Genomic DNA, 18,547 nt, shown 5'->3' with positions numbered 1-18,547 from the left:
GCAACCGCCAGCAGGAAGCCTCATGTCCAGCGAAGACCAGCACCCCGACGGCGCCCCGCGCCATGACATCGCCCCGGAAGCCGCCGCCACCGGGATCTCCAAGGGCCTGACCCACTACGGGGACCGCGGTTTCTCGCTGTTCCTGCGCAAGGCGTTCATCAAGGGCGCCGGCTACACCGACGCGGCGCTGGACCGCCCCGTGGTCGGCATCGTCAACACCGGCAGCGCCTACAACCCGTGCCACGGCAACATGCCGCAGCTGATCGACGCGGTACGCCGCGGCATCATGCTGGCCGGCGGCCTGCCGATGGACTTCCCGACGATCTCGGTCCACGAAAGCTTTTCCGCGCCCACCAGCATGTACCTGCGCAACCTCATGTCGATGGACACCGAGGAGATGATCCGCGCGCAGCCGATGGACGCGGTGGTGCTGATCGGCGGCTGCGACAAGACCGTGCCCGCGCAACTGATGGGCGCCGCGTCGGCCGGCATCCCGGCCATCCAGCTGATTACCGGCTCGATGCTGACCGGCTCGCACCGCGGCGAGCGTGTGGGCGCCTGCACCGACTGCCGGCGCTACTGGGGGCGCTTTCGCGCGGAGGAGATCGACGCGGACGAGATTGCCGACGTCAACAACCAGCTTGTGGCCAGCGTGGGCACGTGCTCGGTCATGGGCACGGCCAGCACGATGGCCTGCATTGCCGAGGCGCTGGGCATGACGGTGCCTGGCGGCGCGTCGCCCCCGGCCGTGACGGCCGACCGCATCCGCGTGGCCGAGCAGACCGGCGAGCAGGCCGTGCGCATGGCCCGCGAACGGCTGACCATCGACCGCATCCTGACGCCGGCCGCATTCGAGAACGCCATGCGCGTGCTGCTGGCGATTGGCGGGTCCACCAACGGCATCGTGCACCTGGCCGCCATCGCCGGCCGCATGGGCTACGACATCGACCTGGCCGCGCTGGACCGCATGGGCCGCGATACGCCGGTGCTGCTGGACCTGAAGCCGTCCGGCGACCACTACATGGAGGATTTCCACCACGCGGGCGGCATGGCCACGCTGCTGCGCGAGCTGAAGCCGCTGCTGCACCTGGACGCGCTGACCGTGACCGGGCGCACGCTGGGCGAGGAAATCGAGCGGGCCGGGCCCGGCTTTGCCCAGGACGTGGTGCGCCCGCGCGCCCACCCGATCTATCCGCAGGGCGGCATCGCGGTGCTGCGCGGCAACCTGGCGCCGGGCGGGGCCATCATCAAGCAGTCGGCGGCCGACCCCCGGCTCATGGAGCACGTCGGGCGCGCCGTGGTGTTCGAGGACGCCGAGGACCTGGCCAACCGCATCGACCGCGACGACCTGGACGTCACGGCCGACGACATCCTCGTGCTCAAGCGCATCGGCCCCAAGGGTGCGCCCGGCATGCCCGAGGCCGGCTATATCCCGATTCCGCGCAAGCTGGCGCGGGCCGGCGTCAAGGACATCGTACGGATATCGGACGGCCGCATGAGCGGCACGGCATTCGGCACCATCGTGCTGCATGTGACGCCCGAGGCTGCCGTGGGCGGCCCGCTGGCCCACGTGCGCGATGGCGACCGCATCAGCCTGTCCGTGGCCAGCCGCACGCTGCACCTGGACGTCAGCGACGCCGAACTGGCGCGGCGCGCGGCCGAGCGGCCCGTGGTGGAACCGACGGCCGAGCGCGGCTATCGCAAGCTGTTCCTGAGCGCCGTGAACCAGGCCGACCAGGGCGTCGACTTCGATTTCCTGCGCGCCGCCCAGACGCGCGGCAAGGTGCCCGGCAGCGGCGGCTGACCGCGCCGGGGCGGGTGGCGGCCCGGGGTCATCACGAATCGTGATACCCCCATGCCGGGCCGGGGCTTAGCAGCGTTCCGCACGGCGGATAGAGTGCCGGACAGACTACAGAAGGCATTGTCGTGTCCATTCCCACTCCCCCCACCCGCCGGCAGGGCTGCCGCGCATGATCGACGTCCTTGTGATCGGCGGCGGCAATGCCGCGCTCTGCGCCGCGCTGATGGCCCGCGAGGCCGGTGCCAGCGTGATGCTGCTGGAAGCCGCCCCGCGCGAATGGCGCGGCGGCAATTCGTCCCATACCCGCAACCTGCGCTGCATGCATGACGCGCCGCAGGACGTGCTGATCGACGCCTATCCCGAAGAGGAATACTGGCAGGACCTGCTCAAGGTAACCGGCGGCCTGACCAACGAGACGCTGGCGCGGCTGGCGATCCGGGCGTCGTCCACGTGCCGCGACTGGATGCGCCGCCACGGCGTGAACTTCCAGCCGCCGCTGTCTGGCGCGCTGCACGTGGCACGCACCAACGCGTTCTTCATGGGCGGCGGCAAGGCGCTGGTCAACGCGTACTACCGCAGCGCCGAGCAGCTTGGCGTGCAGATCCGCTACAACGCGCCGGTCGATGCAATCGAGCTGGACGGCGACCGCTTCGTGGCGGCGCGCATCGGCGCCGAGCGCATCGAGGCGCGCGCCTGCGTGCTGGCCGCCGGCGGCTTCGAGTCGAACCGCGAATGGCTGCGCGACGCCTGGGGCCAGAACGAGCGCGGCGAATGGCCGGCCGATAACTTCCTGATCCGTGGCACGCGCTTCAACATGGGCGTGCTGCTCAAATACATGATCGACGCGGGCGCGGACGCCATCGGCGATCCGTCCCAGTCCCACTGCGTGGCCATCGACGCGCGCGCGCCGCTGTACGACGGCGGCATCTGCACGCGGATCGACTGCGTGTCGCTGGGCGTGGTGCTGAACGCCAACGCCGAGCGCTTCTACGACGAGGGCGAGGACTTCTGGCCCAAGCGCTACGCGATCTGGGGCCGCCTGGTGGCCCAGCAGCCGCAGCAGATCGGCTATTCCATCATCGACGCCAAGGCCGTGGGCCGTTTCATGCCGCCGGTGTTCCCCGGCGTGAAGGCCGACACGCTGCCCGAACTGGCGCGCAAGCTCGGGCTGGACGAAGCCACGTTCCTGCGCACCATCGGCGACTACAACGCCGCCTGCCGCGTTGGCACGTTCGACCACACGGTACTGGACGACTGCCACACCGAGGGCGTGTCCCCGGCCAAGACCCACTGGGCGCGGCCGATCGACACGGCGCCGTTCTACGGCTACGCGCTGCGGCCCGGCATCACGTTCACGTACCTGGGGCTCAAGGTCAACGAGGCATCGGCCGTGCATTTCGGCGGGCAGCCGAGCCCGAACCTGTACGTGGCTGGCGAGATGATGGCCGGCAACGTGCTGGGCAAGGGCTACACGGCCGGCGTGGGCATGGCCATCGGCACGGCGTTCGGCCGCATCGCCGGCACGCAGGCGGCACTGGCCGCGGCCCGCATGGCCGCCCTGGCGCCGCACGCATCGCGGGTATCGAAGGAAAAGGAACATGCAACATCTTGAAGCGCTGACGCGCGAGGCGGCGGCGCTGGCCAACGGCGCGCTGCCATTGACCACCGACGAGGCCGAGGTGGCCCGCACGCTGCAGATCTGCAACGCGTGCCGCTACTGCGAGGGCTTCTGCGCTGTGTTTCCGGCCATGACGCGCCGGCTGGAGTTTCCGAAGGCGGACATCCACTACCTGGCCAACCTGTGCCACAACTGCGGCGCCTGCTACCACGCCTGCCAGTACGCGCCGCCGCACGAGTTTGCGGTGAACATCCCCCAGGCCATGGCCAAGGTGCGCGTGCAGACCTACGGCGACTATGCGTTCCCGGCGGCGCTGGGCGGGCTGTACCGGCGCGCCGGCACGACCATGGCGCTGGCGCTGGCCGGCGGGCTGGCGCTGTTCCTGCTGATGGTGCTGGCCATGCGCGGCACGCTGTGGCATGAACCGCTGGCCGGCAACTTCTACGCGATCTTTCCGCACAACCTGCTGGCGGCGATGTTTGGCGCGGTGTTCCTGTTCGCCGTGGTGGCGCTGGGCATCGGCGTCACGCGCTTCTGGCGCCGCGTCACGCCCGGCGAGCGCAGCGGCGACGCACGGGGCGCCGCCGTGGGCGGGGCCGCGCACGACGCGCTGAAGCTCAAGTACCTGGACGGCGGCCACGGCAAGGGCTGCAACAACGACGACGACGCCTTCACGCTGCTGCGCCGGCGCTTCCACCACTTCACGTTCTACGGCTTCATGCTGTGCTTCGCGGCTACCGCCGTGGCCACGCTGTACCACTACCTGCTTGACCTGCACGCGCCGTACCCGGTGACGAGCGTGCCGGTGCTGCTGGGCATCGCGGGCGGCATCGGGCTGCTGATCGGCCCGGCCGGGCTGCTGTGGCTGAACCTGCGCCGCGACGAGCGCACCATGGACACGAAGCAGAAGCCAATGGACCGCGGCTTCATCGCGCTGCTGTTCCTGACCAGCGCCAGCGGCCTGGCGCTGCTGGCGCTGCGCGACACGGGCGCCATGGCGTCGCTGCTGGCCGTGCACCTGGGCATCGTCATGGCGCTGTTCCTGACGCTGCCCTACGGCAAGTTCGCGCACGGCATCTTCCGCAGCGCGGCGCTGCTCAAGTACCACATCGAAAAACGCCGGCCCAGCGATCTCGCGCTGGGCGCGGACTGAACCGCATCGCAAAAGAAAACCGAAATCCCCAAAGGAGACCCATCATGACGAAACCCGGTGTGCTGAACATCCCGTCGATGCGCGGCCAATGCAGCGAGGCGGAATGGCAGGCGCGCGTGGACCTGGCCGCGTGCTACCGGCTGGTCGAGCTCTATGGCATGGCCGACATGATGGCCAACCACATCTCCGTGCGCGTGCCCGACGAGGACAACGCCTTCCTGATCAACCCGTACGGCATGATGTACGAGGAGATCACGGCGTCCTGCCTGATCAAGGTGGACCACGACGGCAAGATCCTGTCCAAGCCCGATTTCGGCGCGCTGGACTACGGCATCAACAAGGCCGGCTACGTGATCCACAGCGCCGTCCACCACGCCCGGCCCGAAGTGGCGTGCGTGATCCACACCCACAGCTGGGCCTCGATGGCCGTGTCGTCGCTGGCATGCGGCCTACTGCCGATCACCCAGACCGCCATGCGCTTCCTGAAGATCGGCTACCACGACTACCAGGGCGTGGTGCTGGACACCGCCGAGCAGGAATCCCTGATCGCCGACCTGGGCCGCGGCGAGGCGCTGATCCTGCGCAACCACGGCGCGCTGACCGTGGGCAACTCGGTCGGCGAAGCCTTCAACTGGATGCACCGCCTGGAATTGGCCTGCCGCTCGCAGGTGGCCGCCATGTCGTGCAACACACCGCTCCAGCAGGTGCCCGCCAACGTGCTGGAGGAAACCTGGAACAACTACCAGCCCGGCACCCGCCGCCCGTACGGACTGATGGAATGGCCCGCGCTGCTGCGCAAGCTGGATCGCATCGATCCGGGGTATCGGGAGTAACGGCGGCGGGCCCTGGCTTGCGGTTTTCTCCCCTCTCCCGCAAAGCGGGAGAGGGGCCGGGGGAGAGGGCGTGGAGGTTCTGCTTGCCGACCGACGTCGCAATGTGAACTGCTGGCCCTCACCCCCAACCCCTCTCCCGCAGGCGGGAGAGGGGAGCTTTAAAACAAGCCAGATCAGAAACACCCTGCAGAGTGTGGAGGAGACACGATGAACCGCAGAACCATGCTGGCGCGGATGCTGGCGCTGGGCGCCGCCCCTTATGTGCTTGATGTCCGTGCGCAGGACAAGCCCGTCACGCTGGTGGTGCCGTTTGCGCCCGGTGGCAATCTGGACGTGGTGGCGCGCGCCATCGCGCCGGCGCTGGAGCAGACGCTCGGCCGCAACGTGATTGTCGACAACCGGCCCGGGGCCGGCGGCGTGATCGGGGCGTCGGCCGTGGCGCGGGCCGAGCCCGATGGCAGCACGCTGCTGGTGACCACGCCCAACGCGTTGGTGGTGCTGCCCAAGATGACCCGCACCAACTTCAAGCTGGCGAGCTTTGCGCCGGTGGGGCTGGTGTCGACCACGGCGCTGGTGATCGTGGTCAAGGGTGGCGATACGCGGTTCAAGGATGTCGACGCGCTGCTGGCCTTCGCGCGCGCCAACGCCGGCAAGCTGGCCGCCGGCCATGCCGGGCCGGGCACCACCAACCACATGGCGCTGCTGCAGCTCGAAGACGCCGCCAAGGTCCGCTTCAACCAGGTGCCGTACAAGGGCTCGGCCCCGGCGCTGGTGGACCTGATGGGCGGGCAGATCGACTTCGTGGTGGACCAGCTCACCAGTTCCGCGCCGCATATCCAGTCGGGCGCGCTGCGGGCGCTGGCCGTGATGTCGCGCGAGCGCGATGCCGCGCTGCCCAAGGTGCAGACGCTGCGCGAGGCGGGGCTGGCCAACTTCGAGGCCACCACGGCCACCGGCCTGCTGGCGCCGGCGGGCACGCCGGCCAAGGTCATCGACACGATCAACGCGGCGCTGCGCAAGGCGCTGGCCGAGGGCAGCGTCCGGAGCCGGCTCCAGAACGTGGGCAGCGTGGCCCAGGGGTCGACGCCGCAGGAGCTGCTGGCGTCGCTGCAGAAGGAAGATGCGCGCGCCCAGGCGCTGGCCACGGCCGGCCGCCTGAAGGCCGCGGAATAGGAGCGCCGGCATGACACGTCCCTGCCTGCCGCCGCTGGCCGATATCACGCCGCCGGCGTTCCGCGCGCCCCCGGGCGCCTGCGACAGCCACGCCCATGTGTTCGGCCCGTTCGCGCGCTATCCGCTGGCCGACGACCGCAGCTACACGCCTGCCGAGCATCCCGCCGACGCCTTCATGGCCCATCTCGATGCGCTGGGGCTCACGCGCGGCGTGCTGGTCACGGCCAGCGCCAGCGGCACCGACAACAGCGTGGTGACCGACGCCCTGCGCCAGTACCCCGGCCGCCTGCGCGGCATCGCCGTACCGGCCGCCGATACCACCGATGCGCAGCTCGACGCCTGGCACGACGCCGGCGTGCGCGGCGTGCGCTTCAACCTGTACCAGCTCGACGGCCACGCGGTGTACCGCAACGGCGTGGGCATCGACGTGCTGGAGGCGCTGGCGCCGCGCCTGAAGGCGCGCGGCTGGCACGCGCAGATCTGGATCCATGCACCCGACCTGGTCACGCTCGGGCCCCGCCTGCGCGCACTGGGCCTGCCGCTGGTGATCGACCACATGGGCCGCATGGCCACGTCGCGCGGCGTGGGCGATCCGGGCTTCCAGGCGCTGTGCGCGCTGCTGGCCGATGGCGTGGCATGGACCAAGATTTCCGGCGCAGACCGCCTGCAGCCGGCCGGCGCGCCGTACCGCGACGTGGACGCCTTCGTCGCCGCGCTGCTGGCCGCCAACCCGGAACAGATCGTCTGGGGCTCGGACTGGCCGCACATCAACTATTTCGATCCGGCGCAGATGCCCGACGACGGCGTGCTGTTCAACCTGCTGGCGCGCTGGCTGCCCGACGAGGCGGCGCGGCAGCGCGTGCTGGTGACGAACCCGGCACGGCTCTACGGCTTCGACTGACGGCCGGAGCCCGGCCCCACAACGACGACACCTACAACAACGACTGGAACGGAGACAACCATGAACCGATTCGCCCTGACCCAGCCTGCCGCGCCCTGGCTGCTGTCCGCCGTGCTGGCGGCCGGCGCGCTGCTGGCCCAGCCGGCCCGTGCCGACGACTACCCAACCAAGCCCGTGCGCGTGGTCGTGGCTTTCACGGCCGGCGGCACCACCGACATGCTCGCGCGCAGCGTCAGTCAGATCCTGGCGCAGCGCTTTAAGCAGTCGTTCGTGGTGGACAACCGCCCTGGCGCCGGCGGCAACATCGGCACCGAGTTCGTGGTGCGCGCGCCGGCCGACGGCTACACGCTGCTGGTGAACTCCGTGGGGCCGATCTCGATCAACCAGTCGCTCTACAAGAAGCTCAACTACGACCCGCTGACCGACCTGGTGCCGGTGGTGCAGATTGCCGACGTGCCCAACGTGCTGGTCGTGCATCCGTCGCTGCCGGTCAAGACGTTCGAGGAGTTCGTTGCCTACGCCAAGGCCAATCCCGGCAAGCTCAACTACAGCTCCACGGGCGTGGGCACGTCGTCGCACCTGTCGGGCTACATGCTGACCGAGCGCATGGGCACGCAAGCCACGCACATTCCGTACAAGGGCGCCGATGCGCTGAACGACCTGCTGTCGGGCCGCATCCAGTTCATGTTCGCGACGATTCCGTCGGTGATGCCGCATATCCAGGCCGGCAAGCTGCGCGCGCTGGCAGTGTCCAGCGCCAAGCGGTCGCGCTCGCTGCCCGACCTGCCCACCGTGGCGGAAAAGGGCTACCCCGGCTTCGAGGCCGGCTCGTGGTTCGGCTTCTTCGCGCCCAAGGGCACCCCGCAGGACGTGATCACCAAGGTCAACCAGGCCGTCAACGAGGCGCTGCCGTCGCTGCAGGCGCAGATGATCCGCGAAGGCGCCGACCCGGTGGGCGGATCGGCGAAGCAGTTCGGAGACTTCACACGCAAGGAATACGTCAAGTGGAAGGCCGTGGTGAAAGCCTCCGGCGCCACGGTCGATTGAGCGCCATGGCCAGCGCGCCCCTGCGGATCCTGCTGTCGGCCGCCACGCTCGACGCGCACCGGCCGGCCATCGACGCCGCGCTGGGCCAGGGCCGCGCGTGGCAGCCGGTGGTGGTGCCGGACGTCGACGATGCGCGCGCCGTGGATGCCGATCTGGCGTTCGTCTCGCGCGACGTGACCGGGCTGTCGACCAAGCACGAAATCCTGCCCGCCACGCAGCGGTTCTATACGGCCATGCTGCAGGCGCCGTCGCTGCGCTGGGCGCACGCGCACTCGGCCGGTGCCGACCGGGCGATCTACGGCCAGCTCCGCGCGCGCGGCGTGACGGTGACCACGTCGTCCGGGGCCAACGCCGGCGTCGTGGCGCAGACCGCGCTGGCCGGGCTGCTGGCACTGGCGCGCCACCTGCCGCAATTGATCGACGCGCAGCGGGCCAGCCGCTGGGCGCCGCTGATCGGCAGCGGCCTGCCGCGCGACCTGCAGGGCCAGCACGCCACCATCGTGGGCTGGGGCCCGATCGGACAGCAGATCGGCGCCGTGCTGGCTGTACTGGGCGTGGGCGTGACCGTGGTCCGGCAGCGCGCCGCGCCGGTGGCGGGCGGCTTCGAGACCGTGACGTTCGACCAGTTCGACACGGTGCTGCCGCGCACTGACTGGCTGATCCTGGCCTGCCCGCTGACCGACGTCACGCGCGGGCTGGTCAGCCGCGCGGCGCTGCAACGGCTGCCCGCCGACGCCCGGCTTGTGAACGTGGCGCGCGGCGAGGTGGTCGACGAAGCCGCGCTGATCGATGCGCTGCGCGCGCAGCACCTGGGCGGCGCGTTCCTGGACGTCTTTGCGCATGAACCGCTGCCGGCCACGTCGCCGCTCTGGTCGCTGCCCAACGTCATCGCCACGCCGCACAGCGCCGGGTTCTCGGACGGCAACGCGGCGCGCGTGGTGGAGATCTTCCTGCACAACCTGCGCCGCTGGGCCGACGGGCAGCCGCTCCGCAACATCTCAAGTTAAGCGGACGCCACGCGGTTGCGGAAATTTCCGCATTGATTTGCCGACGTTTCCGCCACCGCGCGGCCAGGCCAGCCGCGACAATCGTGGCATGCCTTCGCACGTCGTCCAGCCTGCTTCCACGCTCGTCTCTCACCCCGATGCCAGCCCGTCCGGCGCGCCGGCGCCGCTGCCGCGCGTGGTGATTGCCGAGGACCATCCCGCCTACCTGCTGATGATGCAGGAGCAACTGCTGCGTATCGGCGGCTGCGAGGTGGTGGCCTGCGCGCGTGGCGACGACGCCTGGGCCGCGCGGCGGCAGGGCGGGGCGGCGCTGCTGCTGACCGACGTCGGGCTGCCCGGCATGGATGGCCTGGCGCTGGTGCGCGCGGTGCGGCAGGCGGCGCAGGCGCAAGGGTCGCGCGTGCGCATCGTCGTCATTACCGTCAGCATCACCGAGGCGCTGCGGCGTGACTGCCGGGCCGCCGGCGCGGACCTCTTGCTCGAAAAGCCCGTGGGCCTGCGCGCGATGACCGCGCTGGTGCAGCGCTTCGCGGCCGGGCCGGGCTAGTCAGCCGCGCCAGGCCGAGCTGCGGGGCCGCTCGATGTCTTTGCCGAAGCCGGCGGAATACCGCACGCGCTTTGTCTCGGCGCTGGACTAGCGCTACATGTTCAGCGCCCGCTTCTGCACCGCCAGCGCGGCCTCGCGCATGACCTCGGACAGCGACGGGTGCGGATGGCTGATGATGCCGATGTCCTCGGACGCGGCCTTGAACTCCAGCGCCGCCACGCCCTCGGCGATCAGGTCCGAGGCATTGGCCGAGATGATGTGCACGCCCAGTAGCTCGTCGGTCTGCGCGTCGGCAATCATCTTGATGAAGCCGTCCGGCCGGCCCATGCCCATTGCGCGGCCGTTGGCCTGCATCGGGAACTGGCCGGTGCGGTACGCGCGGCCTTCGGCCTTGAGCTGGGCCTCGGTCTTGCCCACCCACGCGATCTCGGGCTCGGTGTAGATCACCCACGGGATGCAGTTGTAGTCGATGTGCGGCTTCTGGCCGTCGATGATCTCGGCCACCATCACGCCTTCGTCCTCGGCCTTGTGGGCCAGCATCGGGCCGCGCACCACATCGCCGATGGCGTAGATGCCGGGCACCGTGGTGCGGCAGTGATCGTCCACGGGGATGAAGCCGCGCGCATCGGCGGCCAGGCCCACGGCGTCCAGGCCCAGGTCGTCGGTGTTCGGCACGCGGCCGATCGACACGATCAGTCGGTCGGCTTCGAGCTTCTGCTCGGCGCCGTCCTTGTCCTTGTAGGCGATGCTGACGCCCTTGGCCTTCGCCTTGACCTCGCCGATGGTGACGCCCAGGTGGATCGTCAGCCCCTGCTTCTTGAACAGCTTGGCCGCCTCCTTGGCGATGGCTTCGTCGACGCTGCCCAGAAACGTCGGCAGCGCTTCCAGGATCGTCACCTCGGCGCCCAGCCGGCGCCAGACCGAGCCCAGCTCCAGCCCGATCACGCCTGCGCCGATCACGGCCAGCCGCTTGGGCACGGTGTCGAACGACAGCGCGCCCTCGTTGTCGGAGACGATCTTGTTGTCCACCGGCACGTCGGGCAGGTGGCGCGCCTTGGAGCCCGTGGCGATGATCACGTTGCGCGCCGTGTAGGGCTTGGTATTGCCCGCTTCGCCGGCCTCGACGGTGACCACGCCGTCCGCGCCTCGGCCCTTGAGCTTGCCATGGCCCTTGATCCACGTGACCTTGTTCTTGCGGAACAGGAATTCCACGCCGCCCGTGAACTTGTCGACGATGGCGGCCTTGCGCCGGATCATCTGCGGCAGGTCCAGCGTCACGCCCTTGATCTGCACCCCGTGGTCGGCCATGCCGTGCTGGGCGTGCTCGAAATGCTCGGACGACGCCAGCAGCGCCTTGCTGGGAATGCAGCCCACGTTCAGGCAGGTGCCGCCCAGGCGCGGCTTGCCGGCCTCGTCCTTCCATTCCTCGATGCAGGCCACGGTCTTGCCAAGCTGCGCGGCGCGGATGGCGGCGATGTAGCCGCCCGGGCCGGAGCCGATCACGATTACGTCGAAATCGGCCTGCGCCGACGCGCTGGCGCCACCGGCGACCGGTGCCGGTGCGGCGGCGGGAGCGGGTGCCGGGGCAGCCTGGGACGCGGCCGGTGCCGGGGCGGGGGCCGCTGCCTTGGGCGCCGGGGCCGGCGCGGCCTTGCCTTCGGTATCGACCACTGCAATCACCTCGTCGGCATGCACCGTGGCCCCGTCGGGCTTGACGATCTGGGCCAGCACGCCGTTGTCGGGGCAAGGCACCTCCAGCGTCACCTTGTCGGTTTCCAGTTCCACCAGGATCTCGTCGCGCTGCACGGCCTCGCCGGGCTTTTTCTTCCACTGGATCAGCGTGGCTTCCGAGACGGATTCGGAAAGCTGGGGCACCTTCACTTCTATCGTGGCCATGGTCGGGGGGTTCCGGGTGAGGAAAACCTCCAGTCTAGGAGACCGGGCCTCCACCTACACGCCGCGCGACCAAGGGTTTACCCGTGTCCGGGCGCCAGACAGGACAACGGCCCACCGGGCGCGGCGGGCCGTCCGCAGGCAGGCCGGGGTGGCCTGCCGGGTGGCGCGGTGGGTCAGTGGCCGGCGCTCTGGCCGCCGTCGACGTGCAGGATCTCGCCGGTCACGAACGGCGCCGATTCCAGGAACAGCACGGCCTCGGCGATATCGCTCATTTCGCCCATGCGGCCCATCGGGTGGAGCGCGCCCAGCGCCGCGTGGGTTTCCGGTGCGTGCATCGGCGACTTGATGATGCCGGGCGACACCGCGTTGACGCGGATGCCACGCTTGGCGTACTCGACGGCCAGCGACTTGGTGGCCGCGTTGATGCCGCCCTTGGTCAGCGACGCCAGCACCGACGGCACGCCATCGATGGCATGGTCGACGAGGCTCGTGGTGATGCTGACCACATGGCCGCTGCCCTGCTTTTCCATCTGCGCGATGGCAAGCTGCGTGATGTGGAAGAAGCCGGCCAGGTTCACGCCAGTCTTGGCGGCGTAGTCCTCGGCCGTGTAGGCCGTGAACGGCTTGGCGATGAAGATGCCGGCGTTGTTGACCAGCGCGTCGACGCGGCCAAAGCGCTCGATGGCCTGGCCGACCACGCGCCGCGCGGTCTCCGGGTCGGCAATGTCGCCCGGCACGGCCAGCACGTCCGCATCGTCGGGCTGCTGGATGCCGCGGGCCGTGGCCACGACGCGGTAGCCGCGCTGGCGGTATGCCTTGACCAGCTCGGCGCCGATGCCTTGCGAGGCGCCCGTGACGATGGCGACCTTCTGGGTGGTGGTGGGGGTGGTGGTTTGCGTGGTGCTCATGATGTGCCTCGTTTGTCTGGATGACCTTGGCGTCCTTGCCAATCGAACCGTCGTGGTCGATGGCTGGAAATGTAGGTGAGGCGGGCGGGGGATTGAACGGCACCACGGCACAAACACTTGTGCGCGCCGGTAACAAGTGGCCGGCGCGCGGCCGTGTCAGCTACGCGGAAAACTTCTCGACCAGGAAGTCGACGAAGGCGCGCACGCGGCGCGAGACGTGGCGGGCGTGCGGATAGAGCAGGACGAACGGCCGCGTGCTGCCGCCAAAGTCCTGCAGCACCTCGACCAGCGTGCCGTCGCGCAGGTCCTGCTCCACGACGAAGCGGTAGGTCTGGAACAGCCCGGCGCCTGCGCGGGCCAGCGTGGCGCCGCCCAGCGCGTCCTCGGACGTGCCATACGGGCCCGTGGTGACCACGTCGACGTCCTCGCCGTCCTGGCGGAACGTCCATGGGATGCGGCGCCCGCTGCTGGGCCGCTCGAACTGGATGCACGCGTGGGCCAGCAGGTCGTCCAGCGTGGCCGGCGTGCCGTGGCGCTTCAGGTAGGCCGGCGTGCCCACCACGACCATCTCGGCGTCTTCGAGCTTGCGGGCGATCAGCGTGGAATCGTCGGGCGCGCGGCCTCGCACCGAGAGGTCGTAGGTATCGTCGGCAAAGTCGACGTTGCGGTTGCTGATGTGGACGTCGATGTCCACGTCCGGGTAGCGCTCGCGGAATTCGGGCAGCACCGGCAGCACGCGGTAGTGCGCGTAGGGCGTGGGCAGGCTGATGCGCAGCCGGCCGGCCGGCGTGGCGTGCTGGCCGCTGATCTGCCGCTCGGCGTCCACCAGCTGCGCCAGCGCCTGGCGGGTTTCCTCGAAGTAGGTGCGGCCCTCGTCGGTCAGCCGGATCTGGCGCGTGGTGCGCACGAACAGCCGGACCGCCAGCCGTTCCTCCAGCCGCGACACGCTGCGGCTGACCGCCGCCGGCGTCACGCCCGCCGCCACCGCGGCCGCCGTGAAGCTGCCCAGTTCGGCTGCCAGGCAGAAGAGTTCGATGCTGCCAAGCTGGAGGTCGTCGAATTGGCGCTTCATGGTCGGGGCGGCAGGGGAGGCAGGGGCGATGGCCGCCAGTGTATGCGATGGCCCGCCGGACGGCCGATTTGTTCCATGGCGTATCAATCGATGTTCCCGCCGGCCCGTTCCCCGCCTGCGGCCCGGCGCCTATAGTCATCCGCAACCCCAACCTTCCACGGAGTCACCATGACCGTCGCATCGAAACTGGCCGCGCTGGGCCTGACCCTGCCCCCGCCGCCGCGCCCGCTGGGCCGCTACACCGCCGTGAGCCAGGCCGGCGACCTGCTGTTCATCTCCGGCCAGTTGCCACTGCGCGACGGGCAGGTGGTCTGGCAGGGCCAGGTCGGCAAGGACCTGACCGTGGAGCAGGGCAGGCAGGCTGCGCAGTTGGCGGCGCTGAACGTGCTGGCGCAGATCGACGCCCATCTGGGCGGCTTTGCGCGGCTGGACCACATCGTGCGCGTGGAAGGCTACGTGACCAGCGCGCCCGGCATGCTGGAGCAGCCGGCCGTGATCGACGGGGCGTCCGAACTGTTTGCCGAGGTGCTGGGCGACCAGGCCGGCCACGCGCGCTCGGTCTACGCGCAGAGCCAGCAGCCGGGCAACGCGGCCGTGATCCTGGTCGTCATCGCGCAGGTCAGGCCCGCGTAGTAGCGCTCCGGGGCGCCCAGGGTGCCCCGGTCGGGTCGGCACCCTATCCGAACGGATGAGACGGATAAGCGACTGGCTGGGTGGCCCGAGCCTCTCGTACAGCAGCCAGCGCGGCGTGCAGGCGATAGCATCGAAGCCATTGGTCCTTATCGCTCGTCCTTATCGCTCCGAGGTGCTGGCATGACGCTTTCCGTGGTTGCCCCGACGTTGTTCCTCGAAACCAGCCGCCGCTATCTGCTGGCGACGCCCATGCCCGCCCCGGCGCCCGCGCGCCCGGCGCTGGACAGCACGTGGCAGCCCCGCGTCGATGACGGCCGGTTCAGCAGCAGCCGTGCCGCGCCGCCGGCCCCGTGGCCGGCCGACTCGCGCGCGTGAAGCGCGGCGGCGGGCTACCAGCGTTCCATGTACGGCCGCAGGTCCAGCTCGAACGTCCAGGCGTCGCGCGGCTGCGTGTGCAGGTACCAGTAGTTGTCGGCGATGTGCTCGGGGTTCAGGATGCCGTCCTGGTCCTTGAGCGCGTAGCGGTCCGGGAACGTGTCGCGGATGAACGCGGTGTCGATGGCGCCGTCCACCACCACGTGGGCCACGTGGATGTTGCGCGGCCCCAGCTCGCGCGCCATGCTCTGCGCCAGCGCGCGCAGCGCGTGCTTGGCGCCGGCAAACGCGGCAAAGTTGGCGCTGCCGCGCAGCGCGGCCGTGGCCCCGGTGAACAGGATCGTGCCCCGGCCCCGCGCCACCATCCGGCGCGCGGCGGCCTGCGCGGTCAGGAAGCCGCCAAAGCAGGCCATCTCCCAGATCTTGAAGTACTTGCGCGGCGTCTCTTCCAGGATGCTGCACGGCACGTTGGCGCCGATGTTGAAGACCAGCACCTCCACCGGGCCATGCTCGGCCTCGATCTGGTCGAATAGCTGCGCCACCGCGTCTTCCTGCCGCGCGTCGCTGGCGTAGCCGAACGCCTGGCCGCCATCGGCGCGGATGCGGTCCACCAGCGGCTGCAGCTTGTCCGCCGATCGGCGCGTGACGCAGGCGATGTAGCCCTCGCGCGCAAAGCGCCGCGCAATGGCGCCGCCCGTGGCGTCGCCCGCGCCGATGACCAGGGCAACCTTCGCTGGGGATGGGGGGGTCGTCATGTCGTCTCCATGGGTGTTTTCGACAGTGTAGGGGGCCGCCGGTCAGTGTGCATCGGCCGATGGCGCCTTGGGCGGGGCAATCCTGCGCATCAGCGGCACCAGCGGGATGGCCACGACAAAGCAGACCAGGATGACCAGGAACGCATCGGCATAGGTCAGCGTATGGGCCTCGCGCATGACCAGCGTCCAGAGCTGGCGCACGGCGGCGGCGTGGCCGTCGGTCACCTCGTTGCCCAGCGCGGACAGGTGGGCCGTGCTGTGGCCCAGGAACTCGGCCATGGCCTCGTTGCGGATGTTCAGATGCTCGGCGAGCCGCAGGAAATGCAGGTTCGTGCGGTCGTTCAGGATCGTCCCGCACACGGCGATGCCGATGGCGCCGCCCAGGTTGCGCATCAGGTTGAACAGGCCGGAAGCCAGCTTCAGCCGCGCTGGCGGCAGCGCGCCCAGCGTCAGCGTGACCGTGGGCGCCACGGCGAACTGCTGGCCCATGCCGCGCAGCGCCTGCGGCAGCAGCAGCTCCGTGCTGCCCCAGTCATGCGTGATCGGCGCAAAGCTCCACATCGACAGCGCGAACATCGACAGGCCCACCATCAGCAGCCAGCGCAGGTCCACGCGGTTGGCCAGATACGAGTAGAGCGGGATCGACATCACCTGGAACACGCCCGTGGAGAAGATGGCCAGCCCGGTCTGCAGCGCGCTGTAGCCGCGCACCTGGCCCAGGAACAGCGGCGTCAGGTAGATGGTGGCGAAGATGCCGATGCCGGTGACGAACGAGAAGAAACAGCCCAGCGCGAAATTGCGGTCTTTCAGCGCGCGCAGGTCCACCACGGGGTTGGCGTACGTCAGCGAGCGCCACAGGAACGCCGCCCCGGCGATGCCGGAGATCCACGCGGTGGCGACGATGGTCGGGTCGCCGAACCAGTCCCAGCGCGGGCCTTCTTCCAGCGTGTATTCCAGGCAGCCCAGCGACAGCGCCAGCAGCAGCATGCCCAGGTAGTCGGCGCCCTTGAGCAGCGACCAGTCGGGCTGGTCGATCTTCACCAGGACCGGCACCATGACCGTGACGAAGATGCCCGGCACGAGGTTGATGAAAAACAGCCAGTGCCACGAGTAGTTGTCGGTGATCCAGCCGCCGATGGTGGGGCCCAGCGTGGGCGCCAGCGACGCCAGCCCGCCCACGATGGCCGCCGCCGCCACGCGCTGGCGCCCGGCGAAGAACGCGAACGCGGTGGTGAAGACCATCGGGATCATCGACCCGCCCAGAAAGCCCTGCGCCGCGCGAAAGGCGATCATGCTGTCGATGTTCCACGCCACGCCGCACAGCAGGCTGGTCAGCGTGAAGCCGGCCGCGGACGCCGAGAACAGCCAGCGCGTGGACATCACGCGCGCCAGCCAGCCCGACAGCGGGATCACGATGATCTCCGCGATCAGGTACGCGGTCTGCACCCAGACCGTCTCGTCGGTGCCCGCCGACAGCCCGCCGCCGATGTCGCGCAGCGACGCGGACACGATCTGGATGTCGAGCAGCGCGATGAACATGCCCACGCACATCGTGCCGAACGCCAGCACGCGCGTGGCGATGGGCAGTTCGGCGGGGGAAGGCAGCGCGGGCGGGGCGGGCACGGTGGCGCCCGGTCCGGCAGCGACGGCGGTGCTCATGACTTGCCCGGTGCGGCGGTGGCCACGTCAGCGGTGTCGGTGCGGCCCGCGTGGGTGTCGATCTCGGCCACGACCGACAGGCCCGGCCGCAGCACGCCCAGCCGCGCGTCGGCATCGTCGAGCACGATCCGCACCGGCACGCGCTGGACGATCTTGGTGAAGTTGCCGGTGGCGTTCTCGGGCGGCAGCACGCTGAACTGGGCGCCCGTGGCCGGCGCCAGGCTTTCCACGCGGCCGTGGAAGACCTTGCCGGGCAGCACGTCGGCCACGATCGTGGCGCGCATGCCGGGCTGCATATGCGCGAGCTGGCCTTCCTTGAAGTTCGCATCGACCCAGAGGCCGCGCGCGGGCACGATCGACAGCAACTGTCCGCCGCTGGCCGCGTAGGCGCCCACGCGCGCGCGGCGGTTGCCGACGGTGCCGTCCACGGGCGCGCGCAGTTCCGTGTAGCTCAGGTTCAGCCGTGCGATGTCGCGCTCGGCCACGGCCTGCGCCAGCGCGGCTTCGGCCTGCTGCTTCTGCGTGGCAATCACGTCGAGTTGCCGGCGCGCGGCCTCCACGCTGGCCTTGGCCTTCTGGCCGTGGGCCAGCGACTGCTTGAAATCGGCGTTGGCCTTCTGCGCGCTCTGGATCGACACGGCCGACTTGGCCACCAGGCTGGCGTAGCGCGTCTGGTCGTCGCGGGCGCGCAGGGTTTCGGCATCGGCGGCCGTCACGCCGGCGCGGGCCTCGGCGATCACGGCGTCCTGAAGCCGAGCGCGGGCATCCAGGTTGGCGATCAGCGCCTGCTGCGCGGCCACGGCGCCCTCGGCCCGGGCCAGCGCGGCGCGGTAGTCGCGGTCGTCGATGCGGGCCAGCACGTCGCCGGCGCGCACGGCCTGGTTGTCGGTCACGCGCACCTCGGTCAGGTAGCCGGGCACCTTGGCGGCAATCAGCGTGACGTCGCCGCCCACGTAGGCGTCGTCGGTCTCCTGCACGAACCGCGCGTCAGTCCACCAGTGGTAGCCATAGCCAGCCGCGGCCAGCACCACCAGCGCGGCGCCGGCGCGGATCAGCAGGGCCTTGCGGCCGGGTCTGGCGGGCTGGGCCGTGGGGGTGGCGGCGCCTGCGGGCACGCGGTCGGCGGTCGTCGTACTGCTTGTCATGGGAAACGCTCCGTAGCGGCAACG

Annotated in this window: 17 protein-coding genes; 11 read left to right on the top strand and 6 right to left on the bottom strand. The window is 70.1% G+C overall.

Features of this window, described 5'->3' with window-relative positions; translation table 11 throughout:
- Positions 1–22 precede the first annotated feature (22 nt).
- From QTN24_RS10760 to QTN24_RS10720, 9 genes are all read left to right on the top strand, one after another.
- Positions 23–1,804 (top strand): IlvD/Edd family dehydratase, encoded by a 1,782-nt coding sequence (locus tag QTN24_RS10760; protein ID WP_313836953.1) that lies wholly within the window; start codon positions 23–25, stop codon positions 1,802–1,804.
- A 166-nt stretch (positions 1,805–1,970) separates the two neighbouring features.
- Positions 1,971–3,413 carry an FAD-dependent tricarballylate dehydrogenase TcuA gene (gene tcuA / locus QTN24_RS10755; protein WP_313836951.1) on the top strand — a complete coding sequence of 481 codons (1,443 nt, stop codon included), beginning with the start codon at positions 1,971–1,973 and terminating at the stop codon, positions 3,411–3,413.
- A complete protein-coding gene (gene tcuB, locus QTN24_RS10750; RefSeq protein ID WP_313836949.1) occupies positions 3,400–4,572 on the top strand; it encodes a tricarballylate utilization 4Fe-4S protein TcuB in 1,173 nt (390 codons plus the stop codon). The genes tcuA and tcuB overlap by 14 nt, the downstream gene beginning before the upstream one ends.
- A 44-nt stretch (positions 4,573–4,616) precedes the next feature.
- On the top strand, positions 4,617–5,405 hold the full coding sequence (locus QTN24_RS10745; protein WP_124685294.1) for a class II aldolase/adducin family protein: 789 nt from the start codon (positions 4,617–4,619) through the stop codon (positions 5,403–5,405).
- A 207-nt stretch (positions 5,406–5,612) separates the two neighbouring features.
- Positions 5,613–6,578 (top strand): tripartite tricarboxylate transporter substrate binding protein, encoded by a 966-nt coding sequence (locus tag QTN24_RS10740; protein ID WP_253700246.1) that lies wholly within the window; start codon positions 5,613–5,615, stop codon positions 6,576–6,578.
- 10 nt (positions 6,579–6,588) lie between these two features.
- Positions 6,589–7,479: an amidohydrolase family protein gene (locus QTN24_RS10735; protein ID WP_313836944.1), complete on the top strand. Its 891-nt coding sequence runs from the start codon at positions 6,589–6,591 to the stop codon at positions 7,477–7,479.
- A gap of 60 nt (positions 7,480–7,539) precedes the next feature.
- The gene (locus QTN24_RS10730; protein ID WP_124685292.1) at positions 7,540–8,526 is read left to right on the top strand and encodes a Bug family tripartite tricarboxylate transporter substrate binding protein; all 987 of its coding nucleotides are present in this window, start codon (positions 7,540–7,542) and stop codon (positions 8,524–8,526) included.
- Positions 8,527–8,531: 5 nt separating this feature from the next.
- Entirely contained in the window at positions 8,532–9,533 is a 1,002-nt protein-coding gene (locus QTN24_RS10725; protein ID WP_313836943.1) for a D-2-hydroxyacid dehydrogenase, read from the top strand.
- Positions 9,534–9,621: 88 nt separating this feature from the next.
- On the top strand, positions 9,622–10,080 hold the full coding sequence (locus QTN24_RS10720) for a response regulator (protein ID WP_313836941.1): 459 nt from the start codon (positions 9,622–9,624) through the stop codon (positions 10,078–10,080).
- 93 nt (positions 10,081–10,173) lie between these two features.
- Here the strand turns inward: QTN24_RS10720 and lpdA are convergent, their stop codons facing one another.
- The 3 genes from lpdA to QTN24_RS10700 all read right to left on the bottom strand — a co-directional run bounded on the left by lpdA (position 10,174) and on the right by QTN24_RS10700 (position 13,956).
- Positions 10,174–11,976: a dihydrolipoyl dehydrogenase gene (gene lpdA / locus QTN24_RS10715; protein ID WP_409559003.1), complete on the bottom strand. Its 1,803-nt coding sequence runs from the start codon at positions 11,974–11,976 to the stop codon at positions 10,174–10,176.
- Positions 11,977–12,149: 173 nt separating this feature from the next.
- Positions 12,150–12,884 (bottom strand): SDR family NAD(P)-dependent oxidoreductase, encoded by a 735-nt coding sequence (locus QTN24_RS10705; protein ID WP_124685288.1) that lies wholly within the window; start codon positions 12,882–12,884, stop codon positions 12,150–12,152.
- Between the two features lie 160 nt (positions 12,885–13,044).
- A complete protein-coding gene (locus QTN24_RS10700) occupies positions 13,045–13,956 on the bottom strand; it encodes a LysR family transcriptional regulator (protein WP_313836940.1) in 912 nt (303 codons plus the stop codon).
- A 168-nt stretch (positions 13,957–14,124) separates the two neighbouring features.
- Between QTN24_RS10700 and QTN24_RS10695 the strand changes: the two genes are divergently transcribed.
- Positions 14,125–14,589: a RidA family protein gene (locus tag QTN24_RS10695; protein WP_313836938.1), complete on the top strand. Its 465-nt coding sequence runs from the start codon at positions 14,125–14,127 to the stop codon at positions 14,587–14,589.
- Between the two features lie 180 nt (positions 14,590–14,769).
- Complete coding sequence (locus QTN24_RS10690) at positions 14,770–14,964, top strand: hypothetical protein (RefSeq protein ID WP_313836937.1); 195 nt, start codon at positions 14,770–14,772, stop codon at positions 14,962–14,964.
- Positions 14,965–14,978: 14 nt separating this feature from the next.
- Here QTN24_RS10690 and QTN24_RS10685 read toward each other — a convergent pair whose 3' ends face one another.
- From QTN24_RS10685 to QTN24_RS10675, 3 genes are read right to left on the bottom strand one after another with little or no spacing between them, the layout of a single operon-like run.
- Positions 14,979–15,719, bottom strand: a complete 741-nt coding sequence (locus QTN24_RS10685) for an SDR family oxidoreductase (RefSeq protein ID WP_124685284.1) — start codon at positions 15,717–15,719, stop codon at positions 14,979–14,981.
- Positions 15,720–15,761: 42 nt separating this feature from the next.
- Positions 15,762–17,378, bottom strand: coding sequence for a DHA2 family efflux MFS transporter permease subunit (locus tag QTN24_RS10680; protein ID WP_313836934.1), 1,617 nt, complete (start codon positions 17,376–17,378; stop codon positions 15,762–15,764).
- Positions 17,375–18,523 carry an HlyD family secretion protein gene (locus tag QTN24_RS10675; RefSeq protein WP_313836932.1) on the bottom strand — a complete coding sequence of 383 codons (1,149 nt, stop codon included), beginning with the start codon at positions 18,521–18,523 and terminating at the stop codon, positions 17,375–17,377. The genes QTN24_RS10680 and QTN24_RS10675 overlap by 4 nt, the downstream gene beginning before the upstream one ends.
- Positions 18,524–18,547 lie beyond the last annotated feature (24 nt).

Origin of the sequence: Cupriavidus sp. SZY C1 (genome assembly GCF_032190535.1) — a bacterium.
Taxonomy (GTDB): Bacteria; Pseudomonadota; Gammaproteobacteria; order Burkholderiales; family Burkholderiaceae; genus Cupriavidus; species Cupriavidus pauculus_C.
Note: the sequence above shows the minus strand (reverse complement) of the source record. Positions and strands in the feature narration are given on the sequence as shown.

Bases quoted from the DNA above. Each gene is read 5' to 3' on its own strand.
- QTN24_RS10680 (WP_313836934.1), bottom strand. From the start codon at position 17,378: ATGAGCACCGCCGTCGCTGCCGGACCGGGCGCCACCGTGCCCGCCCCG.
- QTN24_RS10740 (WP_253700246.1), top strand. From the start codon at position 5,613: ATGAACCGCAGAACCATGCTGGCGCGGATGCTGGCGCTGGGCGCCGCC.
- tcuB (WP_313836949.1), top strand. From the start codon at position 3,400: ATGCAACATCTTGAAGCGCTGACGCGCGAGGCGGCGGCGCTGGCCAAC.
- QTN24_RS10745 (WP_124685294.1), top strand. From the start codon at position 4,617: ATGACGAAACCCGGTGTGCTGAACATCCCGTCGATGCGCGGCCAATGC.
- QTN24_RS10675 (WP_313836932.1), bottom strand. From the start codon at position 18,523: ATGACAAGCAGTACGACGACCGCCGACCGCGTGCCCGCAGGCGCCGCC.
- QTN24_RS10705 (WP_124685288.1), bottom strand. From the start codon at position 12,884: ATGAGCACCACGCAAACCACCACCCCCACCACCACCCAGAAGGTCGCC.
- QTN24_RS10735 (WP_313836944.1), top strand. From the start codon at position 6,589: ATGACACGTCCCTGCCTGCCGCCGCTGGCCGATATCACGCCGCCGGCG.
- QTN24_RS10685 (WP_124685284.1), bottom strand. From the start codon at position 15,719: ATGACGACCCCCCCATCCCCAGCGAAGGTTGCCCTGGTCATCGGCGCG.
- QTN24_RS10760 (WP_313836953.1), top strand. From the start codon at position 23: ATGTCCAGCGAAGACCAGCACCCCGACGGCGCCCCGCGCCATGACATC.
- lpdA (WP_409559003.1), bottom strand. From the start codon at position 11,976: ATGGCCACGATAGAAGTGAAGGTGCCCCAGCTTTCCGAATCCGTCTCG.
- QTN24_RS10725 (WP_313836943.1), top strand. From the start codon at position 8,532: ATGGCCAGCGCGCCCCTGCGGATCCTGCTGTCGGCCGCCACGCTCGAC.
- QTN24_RS10730 (WP_124685292.1), top strand. From the start codon at position 7,540: ATGAACCGATTCGCCCTGACCCAGCCTGCCGCGCCCTGGCTGCTGTCC.
- tcuA (WP_313836951.1), top strand. From the start codon at position 1,971: ATGATCGACGTCCTTGTGATCGGCGGCGGCAATGCCGCGCTCTGCGCC.
- QTN24_RS10700 (WP_313836940.1), bottom strand. From the start codon at position 13,956: ATGAAGCGCCAATTCGACGACCTCCAGCTTGGCAGCATCGAACTCTTC.
- QTN24_RS10720 (WP_313836941.1), top strand. From the start codon at position 9,622: ATGCCTTCGCACGTCGTCCAGCCTGCTTCCACGCTCGTCTCTCACCCC.
- QTN24_RS10695 (WP_313836938.1), top strand. From the start codon at position 14,125: ATGACCGTCGCATCGAAACTGGCCGCGCTGGGCCTGACCCTGCCCCCG.
- QTN24_RS10690 (WP_313836937.1), top strand. From the start codon at position 14,770: ATGACGCTTTCCGTGGTTGCCCCGACGTTGTTCCTCGAAACCAGCCGC.